Genomic DNA, 23,929 nt, shown 5'->3' with positions numbered 1-23,929 from the left:
TCTACGCGCGGAACTTGCCGGTAATAGGATACCGCCAATCCTTCCCGAAGCCCCGGTGCGTCACCCGGATGCCGATCGGCGCCTGGCGCCGCTTGTACTCGTTGATGCGCACCAGGCGCGCCACGCGTTCCACCGTGGCGCGGTCGTAGCCTTCGGCCACGATGTCGTCGACGCCGACGTCGTTCTCCATGTAGCGCGAGAGGATGCCGTCCAGGATCTCGTACGGCGGCAGGCTGTCCTGGTCCACCTGGTCGGGGCGCAGTTCGGCGCTGGGCGGCCGCGTGATGATGCGTTCCGGGATCGGGTTCGCGCCGGTGCCGTAGGGGTCGTTCTCGTTGCGCCAGCGCGCGAGCCTGAACACCACGGTCTTCAGCACGTCCTTGATCACCGCGAAACCGCCGGCCATGTCGCCGTACAGCGTGCAGTAGCCGGTGGCCATCTCGCTCTTGTTGCCGGTGGTCAGCACGATGCTGCCGAACTTGTTGGACAGCGCCATCAGCAGCACGCCGCGGATGCGCGCCTGGATGTTCTCCTCGGTCGTGTCCTCGGGCAGCCCGTGGAACTCCTTCTCCAGGGACTGCAGGAAGGACTCGAACATCGGCTTGATGGAGATCTCGTCGTAGCGCACGTTCATGCGCCTGGCCATCTCCGCCGCGTCGATCCACGAGATGCTCTGCGTGTACGGCGAAGGCATCATCACCGCGCGCACCTTGTCGGCGCCGAGGGCGTCGACGGCGATCGCCATCACGAGGGCGGAATCGATGCCGCCGGAGAGCCCCAGCAGCACGCCTGGAAATCCGTTCTTGCCGATGTAGTCGCGCACGCCCAGCACCAGCGCGTGCCACAGCTCCGCCTCGCCTTCCGGCACGGTGGCCTTGTCGCCGGAGAGCGCGACGCCGTCGTCGCCCAGCTCCGCCTGCACGTAGAACAGGTTCTCCTCGAACGCGGGCGCGAGCGCCGCGAGCGAGCCGTCGGCGTTCACCGCGAAGGAGGCGCCGTCGAAGATCACTTCGTCCTGGCCGCCGACCAGGTGCGCGTAGACGAGCGGCAGGCCGACGTCCTGCGCCCGGTCCGCCATGCGCGCGACGCGCTCGCCGCTCTTGCCGGCGTGGAAGGGCGACGCGTTCGGCACCACCAGCAACTGCGCGCCCGAGGCGCGCGCCAGCTGCGCCGGTTCGGTGAACCAGGCGTCCTCGCAGATCAGGAGGCCGACGCTGATGCCTTCGACCTGGAACACGCTCGTGCCCTGCCCGCGCGTGAAGTAGCGATATTCGTCGAAGACCTGGTAGTTCGGCAGCTCGCGCTTGGCATAGGTCTCGAGGACCTTGCCTTCGCACAGCACGCTCGCGGCGTTGTAGCGCTGCTGGACCTGCACGGACTTGCCGCGGATCGCGCTGCCGTGCGGATGCCCCACCACCACGTGCAGGCCCTTCAACCCCGCAAGCTCGCGGGCCACCGATTTCACGGCATCATCGCAGGCAGCGATGAAGGCCGGGCGCAGCAGCAGGTCCTCGGCGGGATAGCCGCAGATGGAAAGCTCCGGGGTGAGCACCAGGCGCGCGCCCCGCTCGTAAGCGGTGCGCGCGGCGGCGATGATCTTTTGCGCATTGCCGGCCATGTCACCGACGGTGACGTTGAGCTGCGCGGTACAGATTGTGAGTGCCATTTCAGACGTGCCAGACCTCTCGAACGATTATGTCACCCGGGTCCTCGCCACGCCGTCGGACGCGGACGCGAAGCAGTGGGACGCGCTGCTTCGGCTCGCGGGCGGCTCGCCGTTCATGCGGCACGCCTACCTCTCCGGCATGCACGACAGCGGCAGCGCCGTGCGCAGCACGGGCTGGACGCCGCAGTTCCTCACGCTGTGGCGCGAAGGCGAGCTCGAAGCCGCCTGCCCTCTCTACCTGAAGAGCCACTCGTACGGCGAGTACGTCTTCGATTGGGCGTGGGCCAACGCGTACGAGCAGCACGGCCTGCGCTACTACCCGAAAGCGCTGACCGCGGTGCCGTTCACGCCCGTGCCCGGCCCGCGGCTGCTGGCGCGCGATGCGGCGGCACGCGCCGCGCTGGTGCGCGCGGTGCTCGCATGGTGCAAGCAGAAGAAGGTGTCGTCGTGGCACCTGCTGTTCGGGAGCGACGAGGACGTCGCCGCGTGCGAAGCCGCGGGGATGATGCTGCGGCACACCGTGCAGTTCCACTGGATGAATGTGGCCCCCACGCATGACGCCGCGGGCTACGCGGACTTCGACGCCTTCCTCGCGAGCCTCACGCAGGAGAAGCGCAAGAAGATCCGGCAGGAGCGGCGCAAGGTGGCCGAGGGCGGCGTCACTTTCCGCCATGCGCGCGGGGCGGCCATCGCTTCGGAGGACTGGGACTTCTTCTACCGCTGCTACGAGCGCACCTACCTCGAGCACGGCAACGCGCCTTACCTGACGCGCGACTTCTTCGATCGCATGGCGCGCACGATGCCGGAGAACTGGCTGCTGTTCGTCGCGGAGCGGAACGGCAAGCGCATCGCGAGCAGCCTGATCGGGCTGGAGGACGGCGTCGCCTACGGCCGCTACTGGGGCGCCCTGGAACGCGTCGACTGCCTGCACTTCGAGGCCTGCTACTACCAGCCGCTCGCGTGGTGCATCGCCAACGGCTTCACGCGCTTCGAGGGCGGCGCGCAAGGGGAGCACAAGATGGCGCGGGCGCTGATGCCGGTGAAGACCACCAGCGCGCACTGGCTGGCGCATCCGGCGTTCGCGGATGCGGTGGAGAAGTTCCTGGAGCGGGAGGGGCGGGGGATCGAGAACTACCTCGAGCACCTGGAGGCGCGCTCGCCGTTCCACCAATGAAAAAGCGGCCTGTCGGCCGCTTCCCCGGGTCCCCGCCTGCGCGGGGATGACGGAGGAAGGTTTACCCGTTCGGGTGCGCCTTCTTGTACGCCTCGATCCCGTCCAGCACTTCCTTCTTCGCGGACTCGGGGCCTTCCCAGCCCAGCACCTTCACCCACTTGCCGGGCTCCAGGTCCTTGTAGTGCTCGAAGAAGTGCGCGATGGTCTTCAGGCGCAGCGGGTTCAGGTCTTCCGGCTTCTGCCACTGCGTGTAGATCGCGAGGATCTTGTCCGTGGGCACCGCCAGCACCTTGGCGTCGTCGCCGGCCTCGTCCTGCATCTTCAGGATGCCGATGGGGCGGCACGGCACCACCACGCCGGGGATCAGCGGCACGGGCGTGATCACCAGCACGTCGACCGGGTCGCCGTCGCCGCTGATGGTCTTGGGCACGTAGCCGTAGTTGGTGGGGTAGTGCATGGACGTGCTCATGAAGCGGTCCACGAAGATGGCGCCCGTCTCCTTGTCCACCTCGTACTTCACGGGGTCGGCGTTCATCGGGATCTCGATGATCACGTTGAAGGCGTCGGGAACGTTCTTGCCGGGGGTCACGAGGTCCAGGGACATGGTCGTTGTACGAGTTAAGAAATAGGCCGATCGGGGGAAACCCTGATTTTAGTGGGCCCGGAGCCGCATTCCCCGCCGGTGTCGTTGGTCTGTAAAGCGGCGGGTGCTAGAGTGCCCCCGTTGGCCAATCGGTCTCCTGTCCCCGGGAGTCACGAGGAAGCAACGCAGCGGTGGCGCCGCTCGCGTTGCGCCCTCGCAAAGACTCCAAATCGCAACGACAGGAGAAACTTCGATGAATGGCAACTCGGCGCTGATTCTGGCGCTCGTGTGCGGCCTCGCGGCCGTGGTCTATGGCTTCTGGGCCCGCAGCTGGATCCTCGGCCAGGACGCAGGCAATCCCCGGATGCAGGAAATCGCGGCCGCCGTGCAGGCGGGAGCCGCGGCCTACCTCGCACGACAGTACCGCACCATCGCCATCGTGGGCGTGGTCCTCGCGATCCTGATCGGCGTCTTTCTCGACATGCAGACGGCGATCGGCTTCCTCATCGGCGCCATTCTCTCGGGCGCCTGCGGCTTCATCGGCATGAACGTCTCGGTGCGCGCGAACGTGCGGACCGCGCAGGCGGCCACCCGGGGCATCGGCCCGGCGCTGGACGTCGCCTTCCGCGGCGGCGCCATCACCGGCATGCTGGTGGTCGGCCTGGGCCTGCTGGGCGTCACCGCCTTCACCTGGTTCCTCATGGGCAACGGCCAGCTCACGCCGGACCGCAAGCTCGGCGTGCTGCTGACCCCGCTGATCGGCCTGGCCTTCGGCGCCTCGCTGATCTCCATCTTCGCGCGCCTGGGCGGCGGCATCTTCACCAAGGGTGCCGACGTCGGCGCGGACCTGGTGGGCAAGGTGGAAGCCGGCATCCCGGAAGACGACCCGCGCAACCCGGCGGTGATCGCGGACAACGTGGGCGACAACGTCGGCGACTGCGCCGGCATGGCCGCCGACCTGTTCGAGACGTACGCGGTGACGCTGATCGCCACGATGGTGCTCGGCGCCCTGATGGTGGCGTCCGCCCCCGAGGCGGCCGTGCTCTACCCGCTGGCGCTCGGTGCGGTGTCGATCATCGCGTCCATCATCGGCTGCTTCTTCGTGAAGGCCTCGCCCGGCATGAAGAACGTGATGCCCGCGCTGTACAAGGGCCTGATCGTGGCCGGCGTGCTGTCGCTCATCGCCTTCTTCTTCGTCACGAAGTGGCTGATCCCCGACAACGCCATCGCGCAGACCGGCAGCCAGATGAAACTGTTCGGCGCCTGCGTGGTCGGCCTCGCGCTCACCGGCCTGCTGGTGTGGATCACCGAGTACTACACCGGCACGCAATACCGCCCCGTGCAGCACATCGCCGAGGCCTCCACCACGGGCCACGGCACGAACATCATCGCCGGCCTCGGCGTCTCGATGCGCTCCACGGCCTGGCCGGTGCTGTTCGTCTGCATCGCGATCTTCGTGGCGTACTGGCTGGCGGGCCTCTACGGCGTGGCCATCGCCGCGACGTCGATGCTGTCCATGGCAGGCATCGTCGTGGCGCTGGACGCCTACGGCCCCATCACCGACAACGCCGGCGGCATCGCCGAGATGTCGGAGATGCCCGCCTCCGTGCGCGACATCACCGACCCGCTGGACGCGGTGGGCAACACCACCAAGGCGGTGACCAAGGGCTATGCCATCGGCTCCGCTGGCCTCGCGGCGCTGGTGCTCTTCGCCGACTACACGCACAAGCTGGAGAGCTACGGCCGGCAGATCAGCTTCGACCTGTCGGACCCGATGGTGATCATCGGCCTGTTCATCGGCGGGCTGATCCCCTACCTGTTCGGCGCCATGGCGATGGAAGCCGTCGGCCGCGCCGCCGGCTCGGTGGTGGTGGAGGTGCGCCGCCAGTTCCGCGAGATCCGCGGGATCATGGAAGGCACCGCCAAGCCCGAATACGGCAAGGCCGTCGACATGCTGACCGCCGCGGCCATCAAGGAGATGATCATCCCGTCGCTGCTGCCGGTGGTCGTGCCGATCGTGGTCGGCCTGGCGCTCGGCCCGCGTGCCTTGGGCGGCCTGCTCATGGGAACGATCGTGACGGGCCTGTTCGTCGCCATCTCCATGTGCACGGGCGGCGGCGCCTGGGACAACGCCAAGAAGTACATCGAGGACGGCCACCACGGCGGCAAGGGCTCCGAAGCGCACAAGGCGGCCGTGACCGGCGACACCGTCGGCGACCCCTACAAGGACACGGCCGGCCCCGCGGTGAACCCGCTGATCAAGATCATCAACATCGTGGCGCTGCTGATCGTGCCGCTGGTGGTGAAGTTCCACTCCTGATCCGTCACCCCCGCGGACGCGGGGGCCCAGGGCTTGCAGGGAAGCGGCGCGATGCGCCGCTTTTTTTGCGCACCGTCCGTAGGCTGGGTTGCGCGAAGCGCACCCCAGCGATTCGGCGCTCGCGAAAGCTGGGGTGCCCTGCGGGCAACCCAGCCTACGGTGTGCGCGCCGACGGCAGTCCCCGTAGGCTGGGTTGCGCGAAGCGCACCCCAGCATGCGCGCCCACGCACGACGCAGGCCGTGGACGGGGCGGCCCGTCCGCGGCCGGACCACCCGGCACGGAAGCCCGGGGTTCCCGCCTTCGCGGGGCCTCAGCCCCGCACCACCGCCTTCACCAACGCCGACGCCGCCGGCGTGAGCTCCGCAAGCCGCTCCACCCTGCCCTCCTCGATCGCCTGCAGCACCAGCTCGTGGATACCGCCGACCACCGCCATCGCCAGCGCCGGCGTGACGCGGTCCGGGCCCACGACGGCCAGCATGTAGTCGGCGATCTCCTGGTTCACGCGGCGGCGGGCGGCCAGGCCTTCGGTGCCCAGGTGCAGGATCTCGATGAAGAGCGTGCGCAGCAGCACCGGGTTGCTCGCCATGCAGTCCAGGTACGCGCGCAGCGCGCCCTCGACCTGCAGTTCCCAGTCCCTGCCGGGTTCGACTGCCCCGCGCAGCACCTTCAGCGCGTTGTGGCTGGCTGCTTCGTAGAGCGCCACCAGGCACTCCGCCTTGGTCGCGAAGTGCTCGTAGAAGGTGCGCCGCGACACGCTCGCCTCGCGCACGATGTCGGCGATCGTGGTGTCGGCGTAGCCCTTCTGTGCCACGGCCACGGCCATGCCCTCCAGCAGCCGGCTGCGGTGCTGGTGGACGCCTTCGGTCGTTTCGAGCGTGACGGAATCGCTGGGCATGGGCTTCAATGGTACTTGACAGTACCAGCATGGGATGCCACGATGGTACCGACGCGTACCGTGTACGCAGGAACCTTCATTCTGCCGCCATGACCGATCTCGTCGTCCGCCGCCTCCTCGTCGACATGGAACAGCCGATCGCGCGCCACTGGTGCGCGGGCGATGCATTCCGCACGGCGCTGTTCAACGCGCTGTCGATGAGCTTCCCCGTGGGCGAGCAGTTCTTCATCGACTCGGTGCGCAACGGCTTCAAGGCCTTGCCGGCGGACAGGCAGGAGCAGTTCCAGGCGGAGGTCCAGGGCTTCGTCGGCCAGGAGGCCACCCACCGCCGCCTGCATGCGCTCTACAACGGGCACCTCGACAAGCTCGGGCTCGTCAACGACTGGGCTCCGCGCGCGCAGAAGCGCCTGAAGAAGATGGAAGGCCTCGATGCGCGCCACTGGCTCGGCATCACCGCCGCCAACGAGCACTTCACCGCGATCTTCGCGGACTTCATGCTGCACAACGCCGACCTGCTCGGCGACCAGGACGAGCGCCTGAAGACGCTGTGGCTGTGGCACAGCGCCGAGGAGTCGGAGCACAAGAGCACCGCCTTCGACCTGTACCAGGCCCTCGGCGGCAGCCACGCGTGGCGCGTGAAGTGGATGCGCACGGTGACCGCGTTCTTCCTCGTCGACACGCTGCGCCAGACCGTCAACAACCTGCATCGCGACGGCACGCTGTGGAAGTGGAGCACCTGGAAGAGCGGGTGGGGCTACCTCTTCGGCAAGCGCGGACTGGTGACGCTCACGTACAAGCCGTGGAAGGAGTACTTCCGCCGCGACTTCCACCCGAACCAGCAGGACTCCACCGCCTCGGTGCGCTGGCTGCAGGAGCACGGCGACAAGTTCGTCCCGGTGGGCCAGGCCGTTCCCGCGTAGACCCCCCAACTGGCGCCCCGTGCCGCGTTCGGCACAATGGCGCCATGCAGCTCCACTTCATCGGCAACACCCCCGTGCGCTCCTCCTCGGAGCGCACGCTGCCCGTCATCGATCCCTCCGACGGCCAGGTCTACGACGCCATCCAGCGTGGCACCCCCGAGGACATCGACGCAGCGGTGCAAGCCGCCCGCCAGTGCTTCGAAGGCCCCTGGAGCAAATTGAGCGCCGCCGAGCGCGGCCGCCTGCTGATGCGCCTGTCGCTCAAGGTCTCCGAGTGCGTGGACGAACTCGCTGCCATCGAGCAGCGCGACTGCGGCAAGCCCACCAAGCAGGCCCGCGCCGATGCGGTGGCGCTCGCGCGCTACTTCGAGTTCTACGCCGGCGCCTGCGACAAGCTGCACGGCGAGACGCTGCCCTACCAGGACGGCTACACGGTGATGACCTGGCGCGAGCCGCACGGCGTCACGGGCCACGTCATCCCCTGGAACTACCCGATGCAGATCTTCGGCCGCAGCGTCGGCGGCGCGCTGGCCGCCGGCAACGCGTGCGTGGTGAAGCCGTCGGAAGACGCCTGCCTGTCGCTGATCCGCGTGGCGCAGCTGGCGGCGGACGTCGGCTTCCCCGCCGGCGCGATCAACATCGTCACGGGCTTCGGCCACGAAGTGGGCGACGCGCTCGCGCGCCATCCCGGCATCGACCACATCAGCTTCACCGGGAGCCCGCGCGTGGGCACGCTGATCCAGCAGGTCGCCGCCGAACGCCATTGCCCCGTCACGCTGGAGCTGGGCGGCAAGAGCCCGCAGATCGTCTTCGCCGATGCCGACGTGGACCAGGTACTGCCCGTCGTGATCAATGCCATCGTGCAGAACGCCGGCCAGACCTGCTCCGCCGGCTCGCGCCTGCTGGTGGAACAAGGCCTGTACGAGCCGCTGCTGGAGCGCCTGGGCGAAGCCTTCACGCGCCTGCGCGTGGGCCCCGCCGCCATGGACCTCGACGTCGGCCCGCTGATCCGCGCGAGCCAGCAGCAGCGCGTGTGGGACTTCCTCTCCGACGCGCAGCACGTCGGCATCCCCATGGTGGCGCAGGGAACGATCGTCGACGAGGCGCCCGAGTCCGGCTTCTACCAGGCCCCCACCCTGCTGCGCGACGTGCCGATGACGCACCGCCTGGCGCAGGAGGAAGTCTTCGGGCCCGTGCTGGCTGCGATGAGCTTCCGCGACGAGGACCACGCCGTCGAACTCGCCAACGGCACCCACTTCGGCCTCGTCGCCGGCATCTGGACGCGCGACGGCAGCCGCATGCTGCGCATGGCCAAGCGCGTGAGGAGCGGCCAGGTCTTCATCAACAACTATGGCGCCGGCGGCGGCGTGGAGCTGCCGTTCGGGGGGGTGAAGTCCTCGGGCTACGGGCGCGAGAAGGGCTTCGAGGCGCTGTACGGGTTCACGACCTTGAAGACGGTCGCGATCAAGCACGGGTGAACCTGGCGGGGCGTTGCCGCCGGTAGGCTGGGTTTCGCGCGAGCGAACCCCAGCGTTTCGCCGCATCGCTGGGGTGCGCTTGCGCGCAACCCAGCCTACGACTTCTTCGCCGGCTCCCTGACCCGCGCCGTCTTCACCACCGCTTCCGCCAGCGGCAGCAGCCGCTGGTAGAACGACAGCTTCGGCGCCACGAAGGTCGCCGCATAGAGCTCCTCCCCGGTTTCCGCGCTGGGGCGCACGGCCACCCAGCCCACGCCCTGCATGCTCAGGTCGTCGCGGCGGCGCTCCAGCGTGAACTCGAAGCGCACGCCTTTCTGCCCCGCGAACACGGCGGGTTCGATCCGCGTGACGTTCACCGTGCCCGCGTTCGCATAGAGCTCCTCGAACAGGCTCACCAGGCGCTCGGCGGACAGGCCCGGCCGGAAGGTCGGCACGCGCGGCTGGCGCGCGTCCGGGGCGCGGGAGAACAGCGCCGGCCGCGTCATCAGCGGCTGCCCGGGCCGCACGCCGCCCCAGAAGCGCAGGTGGTCCAGCGGGATGCCTTCCTGCGTCCAGGTGTCGTACGGGTCCACGTCCCAGGGGTCGCTCACCTTGTTCCACGCATCGCTGACGTGGACCACGAGCTTCTCGTTCACGACCTGGTCGCCGTCCATGCGCTGCACGTTGGCGCAGGCGGCCAGCAGCAGGACGGCCGCGAGCAGCAGGAAGCGGCGGATCATTGCACTTCCTCCAGGTAGCTCCGCACCATGGCCGCATCCGCTGCCTGCGGGGCGCGCGCGAGATAGGTCTTGAAGGCGTCCGCGGCCGCGGCCTTGTCGCTGCGCTGCCGGTACAGCAGGCCCAGGGAGCGGAAGGTCTCGGCCGGCGCCTTGTCGAGGCCGCTCGCGAGGTTCAGGTCGGCCAGGGCGCGCTCGGCGTCGCCGCCCTCGTCGCGCAGGCGGTAGACCTCGCCGCGCGCGAACAGCACCTGGGCGTCCTTCGCGTCCTTGCGCAGCATGCGGCCGAAGAGCACCAGGCTCTCCTCGTACTGGCCGCGCTTGACCTCGTCCTGCAGCCAGCCCAGGCGCATCGGCGCGATCACCTGGCGGTAACGCTCCTCGCCGATGATGCCGCCGGCGTCGCCCGCGAGCTGCCGCAGCTCGTCGCGGCGTCCCGCCGTCACGGGGTGCGTGTCGAAGATGTCGCCGTGCTTGCCCGCGTCCTTGCCGCCGGTGACCTTCAGCTCCTCCAGCAGGTTGCTCCACACCGCCGCCGCTTCCCGCCCGTCGTAGCCGGCCAGGCGCATGAGGCGCATGCCCATGCGGTCCGCGCGCACCTCGTGCTCGCGCGAGAAAGCCATCAGGTTGGCGGCCAGGCCGATCTGGCCGAGGAAGGTACCGACGCCGCCGATCATGCCCACCATCGTCGACAGCACCGCGGTGTCCTTCTGCGCCCGCAGCTGCTCCACGGTGTGCCGCTCGAGGTAGTGCCCGAGTTCGTGCCCCAGGATGGCGGCGAGCTGCGCCTCGTTCTCCACGCGCAGCAGCAGGCCGCTCCACACGATCATCATGCCGTTGGGCGCCATCATCGCGTTGAAATGCGGCGTGCGCACCGGCGTCACGCGGATGTCCGGGCAATGGCCTTCGCTCACGCGGCAGACCAGGTCCTGCAGGTAGGCCTGCAGCTCCTTGTCGCGGATGGTGAGCGGGCTGCGCTTCAGCCGCGCCTCCTCGCGGTCCATCAGCCCCCACAGGCCGCCCTCGTCCGTGTCGGCGGCGGGACGGGTGAAGCGCGGGGGCACCTTGATGGCGGAGAGGTCCTGCGCGAGCGCCGGCAGGACGACCAGCGTCGCGACGGCGACGCCGCGCGTGCAGGCGGAACGGAGGAAGCGGCGGGTGCGGGGGAATCGGTTCATGGCTGCCTCACTGGAAACCGGGAAAGCCCTTGAGCAGGGTCTGCACCGTCTCGACGGCCGGCTCCGCGTCGCGCAGGTCGCCGGACATGCGGCTGAGCTGGTTGAACCAGACGACGCGGCCGGTGCGCAGGTCCACGAGCGACGCGTAGCCCTCCTGCTCGCCACCGAGGCTGATCGCCCCGAGCAGCGCCAGGGCCGCCATGGCGATCTTGCGCTCGCTGCTCGCGTAGCTGTCGCGGATCCAGGTGAAGAGCGCGTAGTCGGCGCCGGTGCGCTCGCGCAGCGGCTGCACCGCGTCGCCGAGCGACCAGTCGAGGCGGTCGCCCTTGGTGGCGAGCTCCATCAGGCCGCCCCGGTGGTGCAGGCCGATGGCGTCGGCGACGGCGCGGTGCAGCGTGACCACGTCCGAGAACTCCTCGGCTTCCGGCAGCGCCATGCGCGTGACCTTGCCGCCGAGGAGCTTGCCTTGCGACGCCAGCGCGGCGCCGAAATGCTTCTGCGCCGCCTCGGTCCAGTCCGCGCGCGGCTCGATCACCCCGCCCGCGCTCATGGAATACAGCTCGATGTCCGCCGGCAGGACCAGCAGGCGCGAATCGGCCGTGCGGGCGGTGAAGCCGGGGGCGAAGTTCTTCTTGCGGTCCTGCGCCTGGGCGGCGGCCGCGGCAAGCAGGAAGGCCAGGACGAGCAGCAGCGCTCGGGCGAAACGCGAAAGCGCGATGAAGGGCATGTGGTACTCCTGCCTCTGGGCCGCGGCGCGGGCTCGGGGACCGCGGCGGAAATCAGCAACAATCGAACTCTATGCAGAGGCAGCGCGGGGTCCAGTGCCCCGGGCGCCTCTTTCAGAAAACAGGGCCGGCGCGGAGAATTTTCACGGCGCGGCCGGCGGGCGAAACAAGGAGCGCACATGCGGGTCGAGGGCAAATCCATCATCGTCACGGGTTCGGGCGGCGGCATCGGCGAGGGCATCGCCCACCGGCTGGCCGCCGAAGGCGCGCGGGTGATCGTGAACGACATCGCCGTGGACCGCGGAGAGGCGGTGGCGGCGGCCATCCGGGCCGAGGGCGGCCAGGCCAGCTTCGTCCGCGCGGACGTCACGAAGTCCGCGGACGTGAAGGCGCTGGTGGAGGCCGCCGTGCAGCGCCACGGCAAGCTGGATGTCATGGTCAACAACGCCGGCTGGACGCACCGCAACCGTCCCGCGCTGGAAGTGAGCGAGGAGGAGTTCGACCGCGTCTACGCGATCAACATGAAGAGCATCTACCTCTCGACCATCCACGCGGTGCCGGCCTTCCGCGCCAACAAGGGCGGGGCCTTCATCAACATCGCCTCCACCGCGGGCGTGCGGCCCCGGCCCGGCCTGACCTGGTACAACGGCTCCAAGGGGGCCGTGATCACCACCAGCAAGTCGCTGGCGGCCGAACTGGGCCCGGACAACATCCGCGTGAACTGCATCAACCCGGTGTTCAACCCGGACACGGGCCTGTCCGCGGAATTCGCCGGCGGCCCGGTGGACGAGGCCCGCCGTGCGAAATTCCTCGCCACGATCCCGCTGGGGCGCTTTTCGACTGCCCTGGACGTGGCGAACGCCGCCCTGTACCTGGCCAGCGACGAGGCCGCCTTCATCTCCGGCGTCTGCATCGAGGTGGACGGCGCCCGCTGCGTCTAGGGTTCCGGGGTCTTGATTCCGGTCATTTGGCAGGACATCGCCCTGCCCGCACAATCGGCCCATGGCTGAACGCGTGATCCCCCTGGTGGACCAGCGCCTGGTGGCGCTGCGCGCCGCCGTGCCCGAGCGCGCCGTGCCCGCGACGGGCCTGCTGGCGGACACGCTCGGGCGGCCCTTGCGCGACCTGCGCATCAGCGTCACCGACCGCTGCAACTTCCGCTGCAGCTACTGCATGCCGAAGGAAGTCTTCGACAAGGACTACAAGTACCTGCCGCATGCGTCGCTGCTGAGCTTCGAGGAGATCACGCGCCTCGCGCGCCAGTTCCTGGCCCACGGCGTGCGCAAGATCCGCCTCACGGGCGGCGAACCGCTGCTGCGCAAGAACCTGGAAGTGCTCGTCGACCAGCTGGCGCAGCTGCGCACGGTGGAAGGCACGCCGCCGGAACTCACGCTGACCACCAACGGCTCGCTGCTCGCGCGCAAGGCGAAGGCCTTGAAGGACGCCGGCCTGCAGCGCGTGACCGTCAGCCTCGACGGCCTGGACGACGCGGTGTTCCGCCGCATGAACGACGTGGACTTCCCCGTCGCGGAGGTGCTGGAAGGCATTGCCGCGGCGCGCGAGGCGGGCCTGGGCCCGGTCAAGGTCAACATGGTCGTGAAGCGCGGCACCAACGAGCACGAGATCCTGACGATGGCACGGCATTTCCGCGGCAGCGGCATCGTGCTGCGCTTCATCGAGTACATGGACGTCGGCGCCACCAACGGCTGGCGCATGGACGAAGTGATGCCCTCGTCCGAGGTGCGCGCCCGGATCGCTGCCGAATTCCCGCTGGTGCAGCTGGACCCCACCGTGCCCGGCGAGACCGCCGAACGCTGGGGCTATGCCGACGGCGAGGGCGAGGTGGGCTTCATCAGCAGCGTGACGCAGGCGTTCTGCGGCGACTGCAACCGGGCGCGGCTGTCCACGGAAGGCAAGCTGTACCTGTGCCTCTTCGCGCACAACGGCTACGACCTGCGCGCGCTGCTGCGCGGCGGCGCGGGCGACGAGGAAATCGCATCGGCGATCGGCCACATCTGGCAGGGCCGCAGCGATCGCTACTCCGAGCTGCGCGGCACGATGGCGGCAGACACGGGCCCCGGCGGCCGCCGCGTCGAGATGAGCTACATCGGCGGCTGAACCGCCCCGGCCTTGTAGGGTGGTGGTGAGCGACAGCGAACCCCACCGGACGGCGGATAATCCCCGCCCATGATCTCCAAGGACGACGTCACCGGCGTGATCCTCGCCGGCGGCCGCGGCTCGCGCATGGGCGGGGCCGACAAGGGCCTGCAGAATTTCCGCGGCATGCCGATGGCGATGTTCACGCTGCTGCGCCTGGCGCCGCAGGTGGGCGACATGATGATCAACGCCAACCGCAACCTCGCGGCCTACGAATCGTTCGGCGTGCCGGTGTGGCCCGACGTGCTCGCGGACTATGCCGGGCCGCTGGCCGGCTTCCTCACCGGGCTGGAGCACTGCGAGACCGGCTACCTGGTCACCGTGCCGTGCGACACCCCCCTCTTCCCGCAGGACCTCGTGCAGCGCCTGGCCGAGGCGCTGGTGCGCGACGACGCCGACATCGCCATGGCCGCGGCGCGGGAGGCAGACCCCGGATCGGAGTCCGGGGCAGGCTCGCAGGTGCGCGCGCAACCGGTCTTCTCGCTGCTGAAGCGCGAGCTCATGGAAAGCCTCGTGCGCTTCACGCAGGGCGGCGGCCGCAAGATCGATGCCTGGACCGCGGAGCACCGGACGGTGCTGGTGGAGTTCGAGGACGCCGCGGCCTTCTCCAACGCGAACACCGTCGCCGAGCTGCACCGGCTGGAGCAACAGCGGTGAACGCGAGCATCGCCGAGATCGCGTCGCGCCTGCAAGGCTACGACCCGCAGGCGCTGAGCGCCGACGGCGTCGGCGAGTTCCTCGCGCAGCTGGTCTCGCCGGTGCGCGCAACCGAATCGGTCGGCGTCCGCGATGCACTGGGCCGCGTGCTGGCGCGCGACCTGGTGTCGCCGATCAGCGTGCCGCCGCACGACAACTCCGCGATGGACGGCTTCGCCTTCGCCGGCGCGCAGCTCGCGTCCGGCGCGCTGCGCCTGGAAGTCGTGGGCACCGCGCTCGCCGGCAAGGCCTGGCAGGGCGAAGTCGGCCCCGGCCAGTGCGTGAAGATCATGACCGGCGCGATCATGCCGGCGGGCCTCGACACGGTGGTGCCGCAGGAGTTCACGAAGACCGGTGCCGACGGCCGCATCGAGATCCCCGCGGGCCTGCTGCAGCCCGGGGACAACCGCCGGTGCAAGGGCGAAGACCTGATGGAAGGCAAGCCGGCGCTGCGTGCGGGCGAGCGCCTCGGCCCCGCGGCGCTGGGCCTGGTGGCCAGCCTCGGCATCGCGCAGGTCGAGGTGTTCCGCCGGCTGAGGGTCGCCTACTTCTCCACCGGGGACGAGATCCTCACCCTCGGCGAACCGCAGCGCGAAGGCGCGGTGTACGACAGCAACCGCTACACGGTGCACGGCCTGCTCGCGCGCCTGGGCTGCGAAGTCATCGACCTGGGCGTCGTGCGCGACGAGCCCGCGCTGCTGGAACAGGCCTTCCGCGACGCGGCTTCCCGGGCCGACGCGATCATCACCAGCGGCGGCGTGAGCGTGGGCGAAGCGGACTTCACCAAGGCCATGATGAAGAAGCTGGGCGACGTGGCGTTCTGGAAGATCGCCATGCGTCCCGGGCGGCCCATGGCCGTCGGCCGGATCGGCGAGTCCGTGCTGTTCGGCCTGCCGGGCAACCCGGTGGCCGTGATGGTGACCTTCCTCGCCTTCGTGCGTCCTGCCCTGCTGCGCATGATGGGCGCGCGCCCGGAAGCGCCGCTCTACCTCAAGGCGCACAGCGGCGAAGCCATGCGCAAGAAGCCGGGCCGCACCGAGTACCAGCGCGGCATCGTCACGCGCACGCCGCAAGGCACGCTGGAAGTGCGCACCACGGGCAACCAGGGCTCCGGCGTCCTCAGCTCCATGGTGCAGGCCAACGGCCTCGTCGTGCTGCACCACGCGCAGGGCAACGTCGCGGTGGGCGACGAGGTGGACGTGATGATGTTCGAGGGCGCGCTCTGAGCTAGGCCGGTCCGCGCCGCCCTCGCCAGGCGCGCGCGGCCCACCGCGACGCGATCCCCCACCAGTTCGCGGCGCTCAAGGGGCACAGGCACAGCAGCATGTCGCCCTCCGCGTGCCCCGGATTCACGCTGGCGAAGAACGCCAGGTCCGGATGGCGCTGCAGCTCCGGCGTGAGCGATGCCGTCTGCGGCAGCAGCTTCTTGCGCGGCGAGCGCGCGATGACGCCGTCCCGCCAGCTCTCGCCGTACTTCAGCCGCCCGTACGCCTCCATGACGGCCGCTTCGTGCCCGGGCGTCGGCCGGTCCCGGCGCGGCCAGAACTCCCGCATGTTGCGCGGCAGGAGCAGATAGCTCCTGTAGCTGAAGGTGTCGAACACCCAGTACTTGCGGTGCAGCGGATACCGCAGCCAGCAACGCAGGTAGCTGCGCGCGCCGGCGCGCTGCAGCAGGTTCTGCCCGCGGTAGCGCTCGTCGACGATCGCGTGCGAGGTGAAGATCATCAGCAGCCTGCGCTCCTGGACCTGCAGCGCGTCGACCTGCACGGCCGCCATGCCCACCAGCGTGCCGTCGCCGCGGTCGCGGAACAGCACGATGTGCTGGTGCCCCTTCAGCTTCTCCTCCACGTAGGCGCGATCGGCCTGGTAGAAGCGGCAGGTCAGCGCCCACAGCTCGTCCCACAGGTCCGGGGTGATGGCGCCCGTGGGCACGAAGCGCACGGAGGCAGCGCGCGGCCGCCCGGCCTGCGCCGCATCGCCGGCGACGGTGCTCACCGGACGACCCTCCGCGCTACGCGCTGCGGGGCCATGCGCCTTGGGGCGGCCCGGCGGCTCATGCGAACCGGACCACCGCGATCGGCGGCAGGTCGCGCGAGAGGCAGTGCCACAGCTGGCCCTCGTCATCGCTGAACCACAAGCCGCCCGTCGTCGACCCCATCGCGAGCGCGCGGCCATCGTCCGTGCACGCGAGCGCGTGCCGGTACACGAGGTGGTAGGCGTCCTTGGGCGGCAGCCCGTAGTGCAGGGACTGGAAGGTGCGGCCGCCGTCGCGCGTCTGCGTCACCACCATCTGGCCGTCGACCGGCACGCGCTGCTGGTCCGAATGCGCCGGGACGAACCAGGCGCGCTGCGGATCGCGCGGATGCGCGGCCACCGCGAAGCCGAAGCCGCTGGGCTGCGGGGCGTCCATCGGCTGCCAGTGCAGCCCGCCGTCGGTGCTGCGGTACATGCCGCAGTGGTGCTGCAGCCAGAGCGTGTCCGGCTGCGCCGCGCAGGAGGAGACGCGGTGCACGTCCTGGATGTTGCCGTCGAAGCGGCGCTCGGGCGGCATGTACGCTCCGGCGTCCAGCCCTTCGGAGGTGTTGCGCCAGGTGCGGCCGGCATCGCGCGTCTGCCACACGCCACCGCAGGAAATCGCCAGCGTCACGTGGTCCGCGTCGCGCGGGTCGACCAGGATCGTGTGGATGCCCGCATGGTCGTAGCCGCCGCCCATCCACTCCTTGCGGTCGGGGCGGTCCCAGAGGCTGTCCACCAGGCGCCAGCTCTCCCCGCGGTCTTCCGACACGAAGAGCCCCGCCGGCAAGGCGCCGGCCCAGAGCCGGCCGCCGCCCGCTTCCAGGCTCCACACGAGGTCGACGGTCCAGGGCGTCGGGTCGTCCTTCCACGGGCCTTCCGTGGGCTTGGGCGGAAAGGCGGGCGAAGCGATGTCGTCCCAGGTCGCGCCGCCGTCGCTGCTGCGCTTGAGCTTCACGCCGAAGTGGCCGAGCCGCAGCGCGGCGTACAAGGTGCCGTCCGCCGCATCCCGCACGACCTGCGTCACGGGTTCGCCGGGAAAGTGCGGCCGCGTGAGCTGCCAGCCGTGTTTCGCGGGCGGGAGGACGAAGAGGCCCTTGCGGGTGGCGACGAGCAGGTTCTGCATCTCATCCTCCTGTGAGGGCCTGGATGACGTGCACGCGGTCGGTCGCCGCCAGCGGGCGGCCGAGGTCGGTGCGGCTGGGGATCAGCTCCCCGTTGACGAACACGGCCACGTGCTTGCGCACCGCGCCCTGCTCGTCGAGGACGTAAGGCCGCAGCGCCGGCGCGGCGGCGAACGCCGCGTCGAGCACCGCCGCGAGCGGCCCCGCCGGCACTTCCTGCCGTGGGCAGGCGACGTGCCGCGTGAGCGCGGGGGCGAAATCGACGGTGGGCATGGGGAGGCTGATTGCACACCCGAGGCGGACGGTGCGTCAACCCGGTGGGCCGGGTTTCCCGGCGGGAACGTAGGCTGGGTTTCGCGGCAGCGAACCCCAGCGCTCGCGCGCATCGCTGGGGTGCGCTTCGCGCAACCCAGCCTACGTGCCCTGGCCGCCTTCGCGGGGTTATTTCGCGATCAGCTCGCCGTGGTGGCCGTGCGCATGCTCCTGCGCCTCCGCCTTGTTCGCCCCCGGCACTTCCTTGCGGGCGAACAGCAGGTACATGGTGGGCACCACGAACACCGTGAGCACGGTGCCCAGGCTCATGCCGCCCACGATCACCCAGCCGATCTGCTGGCGGCTCTCGGCGCCGGCGCCGTGGGCGATGGCCAGCGGCAGCGCGCCCAGCACCATGGCGCCGGTCGTCATCATGATCGGGCGCAGGCGCTGCGAAGCGGCCTTCACCACGGCGTCCACCGTCTCCAGGCCCTGCTCGCGCAGCTGGTTGGCGAACTCCACGATCAGGATGCCGTGCTTGGTGATCAGGCCCACCAGGGTGATGAGGCCGATCTGCGAATACACGTTCAGCGAGCCTCCGGACCACTTGAGCGCCAGCAGCGCGCCGATCATGGACAGCGGCACCGACAGCAGGATCACGAACGGGTCCACGAAGCTCTCGAACTGCGCCGCGAGCACCAGGAAGATGAAGAACAGCGCCAGCACGAACACGATGGCCAGCGCGCCCTGCGAGTTCTTGAACTCGCGCGAGGTGCCGTTCAGCTCCGTCGTGTAGCCGGTCTTCAGCACCTTGGCCGCCGTCTGGTCCATGAACTGCAGCGCCTGCCCGAGCGAGTAGTCGGGCGAGAGGCTGGCGGTGATGGAGGCCGAGCGGCGCTGCCCGAAGTGGTTCAGCTCGCGCGGGCTCACGCTCTCGCGCACCGTCACCAGCGCGGACAGCGGGATCATGGTCTCGTTGCGGCCGCGCACGTAGATGCCGTCGATGTCCTCCGGCGTGGAGCGGCCGCTGGCCTGCGTCTGCACGATCACGTCGTACTGCTCCGCGTCCCGCTTGTAGCGCGTGACGATGCGGCCCCCCAGCATGGTTTCCAGCGCCTTCGCGACGACCTCCACGCTGACGCCGAGGTCGGCCGCCTTCGCGCGGTCGACGTCGATGCGCAGCTCGGGCTTGTTCAGGCGCAGGTCGACCTGCGGCGAGACGATGCCCGGGTTCTTCGCGATCTCGTCCATCATCTGCCGCACCACGCGGTTCAGGTTCTCGTAGCTCTCCGAGGTCTGGATCACGAAGTTCAGCGGCCGCTCGCGGAAGCCCTGGCCCAGCGAAGGCGGCGTGATGATGAAGGCGTCCACGCCCGGCAGCGAGTTGGTCTTGGGCCCCAGCTCGCGCGCCATGTCCAGCGTGGTGCGCTCGCGCTCTTCCCAGTCCACCGTGCGGTAGACCACGCTCGCCTGCGACACGGTGGGATTGCCCACGTTGGCGAAGATGCGGTCGAACTCCTTGTAGGGCGCGCCCAGCTTCTCCAGCGCCTGGGCGTAGCGGTCCGTGTACTCCAGCGTGGAGCCGTCCGGCGCATTGACGCTCGCGAGGATGGTGCCGCGGTCCTCCAGCGGCGAGAGCTCGGACTTCATCGTCGGCCACACGGCGGCGATGGCCAGCGCGCTCGCCAGCATCACGCCCAGGATCAGCCAGCGCGCCTGCAGCAGCGTGCCCATGACGCGGTGGGACCCCGGCTTCGGCTGCCAGCGCGTGAGCAGCACCCAGCGCAGCGCGCGGGCGTAGCCGTTCGACACGGCGGTGAGCCAGCGCTCCATGTGCGCGTCGAACCAGGTCGGGTTCGGGTTGTGGCGCAGCAGCTTGGAGCACATCATGGGCGTCAGCGTCAGCGCCACGAAGCCCGACACCAGCACCGCCCCGGCCAGCGCCAGGGCGAACTCCACGAACAGCTTGCCCGTGCGGCCTGGCGTGAAGGCCAGCGGCGCGTACACGGCCACCAGCGTGAGCGTCATCGTGATCACCGCGAAGCCGATCTCGCGCGCGCCCTTGATCGCCGCCGAGAACGGGTCGAGCCCCTCCTCGATGTGCCGGAAGATGTTCTCCAGCATCACGATGGCGTCGTCCACCACCAGGCCGATCGCGAGCACCAGGGCGAGCAGCGTCAGCGTGTTCACGGTGAAGCCCGCCAGCGACATCATCGCGAAGGTGCCGATCAGGCTCACGGGGATGGTGATGATCGGGATGATGGACGCCCGCACCGTGCGCAGGAAGACGAAGATCACCAGCGCCACCAGGACGATGGCTTCCGCGATGGTGCGGTACACGTTCTTCACCGAGCGGTCGATGAACAGCGAGTTGTCGTTGGCGATGTCGACGGTGACGTCCGCCGGCAGGTCGGACTTGAGCTTCGGGATCATCTCCCGCACGCCGTCCGCCAGCTGCAGCGGGTTGGCCGTGGCCTGGCGGATGACGCCCGCGGAGATCGCGGTCTTGCCGTTGAGGCGGACCCGGCTGCGCTCGTCGGCCGCGGCTTCCTCCACGCGCGCCACGTCGCGGATCTTGACCGGGAAGCCGCTGACGTTCTTCACCACGATCTCGGCGAACTGCGAAGGCCGCACCAGGTCGGTCTGCGAGGTCACGCTGAACTCGCGCTGCTGCGACTCGATGCGGCCGGCCGGCAGCTCCAGGTTGCTGCGGCGGATCGCGTCCTCCACGTCCTGCGTCGTGAGGCGGAAGCCGGCCAGCTTGTCCGGGTCCAGCCACACGCGCATGGCGTACTTGCGCTCGCCGTAGATGCGCACGTCGGCCACGCCGGTCACCGTCTGCAGCCGCGGCTTGACGATGCGGTTGACCAGGTCGTTGATCTGCAGCGGGTTGAGCGTGTCGCTGGTGAACGCGAGCCAGATCACCGGGAAGGCGTCGGCCTCCACCTTGGCGATCACCGGCTCCTCGATCGACTGGGGCAGCTTGTTGCGCACGCGCGAAGTGCGGTCGCGCACCTCGGCGGCCGCGGCATCGGCGTCCTTCTCGAGCCGGAAGCGCACGGAGATCTGGCTCTGCTCGGCCCGGCTGATCGAGGTGAGCACGTCCACCGCGTCGATGCCGGCGATGGAGTCCTCCAGCGGCTTGGTCACCTGCGACTCGATCACCTCCGCGGAAGCACCGGGGTACTTCACGCTGACGGTCACCATCGGTTCGTCGATCTTGGGGTACTCGCGCACCGCCAGCCGGGTGAAGCTCACCAGGCCGACCAGCAGGACGAGCAGCGACAGCACCGTCGCGAACACCGGGCGACGGATGGCGATCTCGGGCAACTGCATGGCAGGCTCCTCAGCTGGCGCGGGTGCGCGTCGCCGCGGCAGACCCCGGAGCGCAAGGGTTGCCGGCGCGGGCGGCCGGCACGTCCATCGCCGCCGACTTGCGGCCCGGCCCGCCCGCAGGCGCAGCGCCGGCCGCGGCGGTGGGGCTGCCGTTGCCGCCGCGCAGGTCGAGCACACGCACCGGGGTGCCGTCCTTCTGGATGCGCTGCTGGCCCGCGGTCACCACGGTGTCGCCGGGCACCAGGCCTTCGGTGATCTCCACCTTGCCCGGCTGGCGGATGCCGACCTTCACCTCCACGCGCTGGGCGATGCGGGTGTCCTGGTCGGGACCGTCGACGAGCTTGTAGACGTACTGGCGGCCGCCCTGCGGGACGATCGCTTCCTCGGGAATGACACGCGCGCCTTCACGCACGCCGAACACCGGCGTCACCCGCGCGAACATGCCGGGGCGCAGCTGCATCTGGCGGTTGTCGATGCAGCCGCGGATGCCGACGGAGCGGCCGTTGGCGTCCAGCAGCGGGTCGACCGCCTGGATGAACGCGTGGAACCGCTGCCCGGGCAGCGCATCGACCTCGATCACCGCGGTCTGCCCGGGGCGGACCTTGGTCTGGTAGCGCTCGGGCAGGCGGAAGTCGACGTACATCGCATCGAGGTCCTCGATGTTCACGATGTCGGCGCCGTCCTTGAGGTAGTCGCCCACGCTGATGTTGCGGATGCCCGCGACGCCGTCGAAGGGCGCGAGGATCTTCAGGCGGGCGAGCGTGGCGCGCGCGAGGGCCAGCTTGGCCTCGGCCACCTGCAGGTTGGCCGCGCTCTCGTCCACGGCGCGCTGCGCGATGAACTTCTGCTCCACCAGTTCCTGGTTGCGGCGATGGTTGGCGCGGGCGATGGAAAGCTCCGCCTCGGCCTGCTTCACCTGCGCCTGCGGCAGCTGGTCGTCGAGCTGCACCAGCAGCTGGCCGCGCCGGACGCGGTCCGCGTCGCGGAAGTTGATCTGCGTGACGCGGCCCGACACCTCGGGGCGCAGCACCACGCTCTGGCGCGAACGCAGGCTGCCGACGGCCTGTGCATCGTCCATGATGCGCATGATCTCCACGCGCGCCACTTCGACGGATGGCACGCCACCACGGCCCCCCGGGGCCGGTGCCGCAGCCGTGCCAGCGGCGGGCTGCCCGGTCGGCGCGAGTTCGCCCGCGGCCACCGGCTGCTTCGGCTTGTGCTGGACCCACCAGGCGGCGCCCGATGCGGCGGCGATGCCGACGACGGCGACCACGCTGTAGATGGACTTCGATCCCATGAATTCTGATCCGTGGACAATACTGATGCGCGCGAGCGCCGGCGGTGCCAAGGCCAAACGCCGCAATGTAACAGGAGGTGTGTCCCAGGCCTAGTCGCGGCGGCTGCGATTCGCGACGGGCGACACGCGCCGGGCCCGTTTTACCCGGTCTTTACATGGCGGCCTTCAGCGCCGCTGGACGCTCGCCACCCCGAGGTTCGCCAGGGCATCCGCCCGCTCGTTGCCCGGGTCCCCGGCATGGCCGCGCACCCAGCGCCAGTCGACCACGTGCCCGCCCTGCAGCAGCAGATCATCGAGGCGCCTCCACAGTTCCGCATTCTTCACCGGCTGCTTGCTCGCCGTCTTCCATCCCTTGGCCTTCCACCCCGGCAGCCACTCCGTGATGCCCTTCAGGACGTACTGGCTGTCGAGATAGAGCGTGACGGCGCAAGGCCGCTTGAGGGCCTCCAGCGCCTGGATCACGGCCATCAGCTCCATGCGGTTGTTGGTGGTGCTCGGCTCGCCGCCGTACAGCTCCTTCTGGGTGGTGCCGGAGCGCAGGAGCACGCCCCAGCCGCCGGGACCGGGATTGCCCTTGCAGGCCCCGTCCGTGTAGATCTCGACCTGGTTCATTCAATGGTTGTGAGTTCGCGCGTCTCGCGCTGCGCATTGCGGTTCGTGATGGGAACCGGAGCTGTGGCGATGCGCTTGGCCTTCTTCCAGGCCGGTCCGATCAGCCGGGCACCGCGCACGCGCTTGACGGCGACGAGGAAATAGACGGCACCGAAGATCGGCCAGGAGCGCTCGCCGACGGCATCCATCCAGGTGAAGCGTTCCAGCCATTTCTCGCTGGCGAACGCGGGGCGGTAGCAGCCGAAGCTGCTGGTCTCCACCTCGAAACTGAGCAGGCGCAGCCAGTCGCGCAGGCGCCAGTAGCCGATGAACTCGCCCGCGTCCGGCAGGTAAAGCTCGCCGAACCCGAGGCGGCGGTAGACGTGCGCTCGCCGCTGGCGCAGGCCCCAGAGGCTCGCGGGGTTCAGGCAGCAGATCACCACCTTGCCTTCGGGCACCAGCACGCGCTCCACCTCGCGCAGCGTGGCGTGCGGGTCGACGTTCAGTTCCAGCGAATGCGGCAGCACCACCAGGTCGAGGCTGTTCTCCTCGAAGGGGAGCGCGCTGAAGTCGGTGACGAGGTCGGGCTTCACGCTGCCCACGCCAGCGTCCGCCGCGCCCAGCGCCAGCCACTTGTGCGGCATGCGGTTGGCCCGCAGCGTATCGAGCTCCGGCAGTCCCATCTGCAGCGCGTGGTAGCCGAAGATGTCGCCCACCGCACGGTCGAACGCCGCTTCTTCCCAGGCGAGCAGAACCCTGCCAGGCGGCGTCTCGAACCACTGCTGCATTCCTATAATCCGCTCGCTC

21 protein-coding genes are annotated in these 23,929 nt (G+C 69.7%); 8 read left to right on the top strand and 13 right to left on the bottom strand.

Going from position 1 to position 23,929, the window contains the following annotated elements; translation table 11 throughout:
• Position 1: 1 nt before the first annotated feature.
• Positions 2 to 1,666, bottom strand: coding sequence for an NAD+ synthase (locus tag H8N03_RS10620; RefSeq protein WP_187076132.1), 1,665 nt, complete (start codon positions 1,664 to 1,666; stop codon positions 2 to 4).
• A gap of 7 nt (positions 1,667 to 1,673) precedes the next feature.
• Here H8N03_RS10620 and H8N03_RS10615 point away from each other — a divergent pair, with 7 nt between their 5' ends.
• Positions 1,674 to 2,840 carry a GNAT family N-acetyltransferase gene (locus tag H8N03_RS10615; protein WP_354005103.1) on the top strand — a complete coding sequence of 389 codons (1,167 nt, stop codon included), beginning with the start codon at positions 1,674 to 1,676 and terminating at the stop codon, positions 2,838 to 2,840.
• Positions 2,841 to 2,901: 61 nt separating this feature from the next.
• Here H8N03_RS10615 and ppa read toward each other — a convergent pair whose 3' ends face one another.
• Positions 2,902 to 3,444, bottom strand: a complete 543-nt coding sequence (ppa, locus tag H8N03_RS10610) for an inorganic diphosphatase (RefSeq protein WP_187076130.1) — start codon at positions 3,442 to 3,444, stop codon at positions 2,902 to 2,904.
• A 232-nt stretch (positions 3,445 to 3,676) separates the two neighbouring features.
• On the opposite strand from ppa, the gene H8N03_RS10605 reads away from it, so the two are divergent.
• Positions 3,677 to 5,743: a sodium-translocating pyrophosphatase gene (locus tag H8N03_RS10605; protein WP_187076129.1), complete on the top strand. Its 2,067-nt coding sequence runs from the start codon at positions 3,677 to 3,679 to the stop codon at positions 5,741 to 5,743.
• Between the two features lie 311 nt (positions 5,744 to 6,054).
• Here the strand turns inward: H8N03_RS10605 and H8N03_RS10600 are convergent, their stop codons facing one another.
• Entirely contained in the window at positions 6,055 to 6,639 is a 585-nt protein-coding gene (locus H8N03_RS10600) for a TetR/AcrR family transcriptional regulator (protein WP_187076128.1), read from the bottom strand.
• Between the two features lie 89 nt (positions 6,640 to 6,728).
• On the opposite strand from H8N03_RS10600, the gene H8N03_RS10595 reads away from it, so the two are divergent.
• Entirely contained in the window at positions 6,729 to 7,559 is an 831-nt protein-coding gene (locus tag H8N03_RS10595; RefSeq protein WP_187076127.1) for a metal-dependent hydrolase, read from the top strand.
• A 44-nt stretch (positions 7,560 to 7,603) separates the two neighbouring features.
• On the top strand, positions 7,604 to 9,037 hold the full coding sequence (locus H8N03_RS10590) for an aldehyde dehydrogenase family protein (RefSeq protein ID WP_187076126.1): 1,434 nt from the start codon (positions 7,604 to 7,606) through the stop codon (positions 9,035 to 9,037).
• Between the two features lie 95 nt (positions 9,038 to 9,132).
• Here the strand turns inward: H8N03_RS10590 and H8N03_RS10585 are convergent, their stop codons facing one another.
• From H8N03_RS10585 to H8N03_RS10575, 3 genes are read right to left on the bottom strand one after another with little or no spacing between them, the layout of a single operon-like run.
• On the bottom strand, positions 9,133 to 9,756 hold the full coding sequence (locus H8N03_RS10585) for a hypothetical protein (RefSeq protein WP_187076125.1): 624 nt from the start codon (positions 9,754 to 9,756) through the stop codon (positions 9,133 to 9,135).
• A complete protein-coding gene (locus H8N03_RS10580) occupies positions 9,753 to 10,931 on the bottom strand; it encodes a M48 family metallopeptidase (RefSeq protein ID WP_187076124.1) in 1,179 nt (392 codons plus the stop codon). Before H8N03_RS10580 ends, H8N03_RS10585 begins: the two co-directional genes overlap by 4 nt.
• Positions 10,932 to 10,938: 7 nt before the next feature.
• Positions 10,939 to 11,658: a hypothetical protein gene (locus H8N03_RS10575; protein WP_187076123.1), complete on the bottom strand. Its 720-nt coding sequence runs from the start codon at positions 11,656 to 11,658 to the stop codon at positions 10,939 to 10,941.
• A 177-nt stretch (positions 11,659 to 11,835) separates the two neighbouring features.
• Between H8N03_RS10575 and H8N03_RS10570 the strand changes: the two genes are divergently transcribed.
• From H8N03_RS10570 to moeA, 4 genes are all read left to right on the top strand, one after another.
• Positions 11,836 to 12,597, top strand: coding sequence for an SDR family oxidoreductase (locus H8N03_RS10570; protein WP_187076122.1), 762 nt, complete (start codon positions 11,836 to 11,838; stop codon positions 12,595 to 12,597).
• A 61-nt stretch (positions 12,598 to 12,658) separates the two neighbouring features.
• Complete coding sequence (gene moaA, locus H8N03_RS10565) at positions 12,659 to 13,774, top strand: GTP 3',8-cyclase MoaA (protein WP_187076121.1); 1,116 nt, start codon at positions 12,659 to 12,661, stop codon at positions 13,772 to 13,774.
• Positions 13,775 to 13,843: 69 nt separating this feature from the next.
• The gene (gene mobA, locus H8N03_RS10560; protein ID WP_187076120.1) at positions 13,844 to 14,470 is read left to right on the top strand and encodes a molybdenum cofactor guanylyltransferase MobA; all 627 of its coding nucleotides are present in this window, start codon (positions 13,844 to 13,846) and stop codon (positions 14,468 to 14,470) included.
• Complete coding sequence (gene moeA, locus H8N03_RS10555; RefSeq protein ID WP_187076119.1) at positions 14,467 to 15,735, top strand: molybdopterin molybdotransferase MoeA; 1,269 nt, start codon at positions 14,467 to 14,469, stop codon at positions 15,733 to 15,735. The genes mobA and moeA overlap by 4 nt, the downstream gene beginning before the upstream one ends.
• A 1-nt stretch (position 15,736) precedes the next feature.
• Here the strand turns inward: moeA and H8N03_RS10550 are convergent, their stop codons facing one another.
• The 7 genes from H8N03_RS10550 to H8N03_RS10520 form a co-directional block, all read right to left on the bottom strand.
• Positions 15,737 to 16,504, bottom strand: a complete 768-nt coding sequence (locus H8N03_RS10550; protein WP_187076118.1) for a hypothetical protein — start codon at positions 16,502 to 16,504, stop codon at positions 15,737 to 15,739.
• Between the two features lie 58 nt (positions 16,505 to 16,562).
• Positions 16,563 to 17,648, bottom strand: a complete 1,086-nt coding sequence (locus H8N03_RS10545; RefSeq protein WP_187076117.1) for a WD40/YVTN/BNR-like repeat-containing protein — start codon at positions 17,646 to 17,648, stop codon at positions 16,563 to 16,565.
• 1 nt (position 17,649) lies between these two features.
• The gene (locus H8N03_RS10540) at positions 17,650 to 17,919 is read right to left on the bottom strand and encodes a MoaD/ThiS family protein (RefSeq protein WP_187076116.1); all 270 of its coding nucleotides are present in this window, start codon (positions 17,917 to 17,919) and stop codon (positions 17,650 to 17,652) included.
• 168 nt (positions 17,920 to 18,087) lie between these two features.
• Positions 18,088 to 21,234, bottom strand: coding sequence for an efflux RND transporter permease subunit (locus tag H8N03_RS10535; protein ID WP_187076115.1), 3,147 nt, complete (start codon positions 21,232 to 21,234; stop codon positions 18,088 to 18,090).
• Positions 21,235 to 21,244: 10 nt separating this feature from the next.
• Complete coding sequence (locus H8N03_RS10530; protein ID WP_187076114.1) at positions 21,245 to 22,531, bottom strand: efflux RND transporter periplasmic adaptor subunit; 1,287 nt, start codon at positions 22,529 to 22,531, stop codon at positions 21,245 to 21,247.
• 165 nt (positions 22,532 to 22,696) lie between these two features.
• Complete coding sequence (gene rnhA, locus H8N03_RS10525; RefSeq protein WP_187076113.1) at positions 22,697 to 23,143, bottom strand: ribonuclease HI; 447 nt, start codon at positions 23,141 to 23,143, stop codon at positions 22,697 to 22,699.
• Positions 23,140 to 23,910, bottom strand: coding sequence for a class I SAM-dependent methyltransferase (locus H8N03_RS10520; RefSeq protein ID WP_187076112.1), 771 nt, complete (start codon positions 23,908 to 23,910; stop codon positions 23,140 to 23,142). The genes rnhA and H8N03_RS10520 overlap by 4 nt, the downstream gene beginning before the upstream one ends.
• Positions 23,911 to 23,929 lie beyond the last annotated feature (19 nt).

It is taken from the genome of Ramlibacter cellulosilyticus, from assembly GCF_014297465.1.
GTDB lineage: Bacteria > Pseudomonadota > Gammaproteobacteria > Burkholderiales > Burkholderiaceae_C > Ramlibacter > Ramlibacter cellulosilyticus.
The sequence above is the reverse complement of the archived record's forward strand: the minus strand, read 5'-3'. Positions and strand labels throughout refer to the sequence as shown.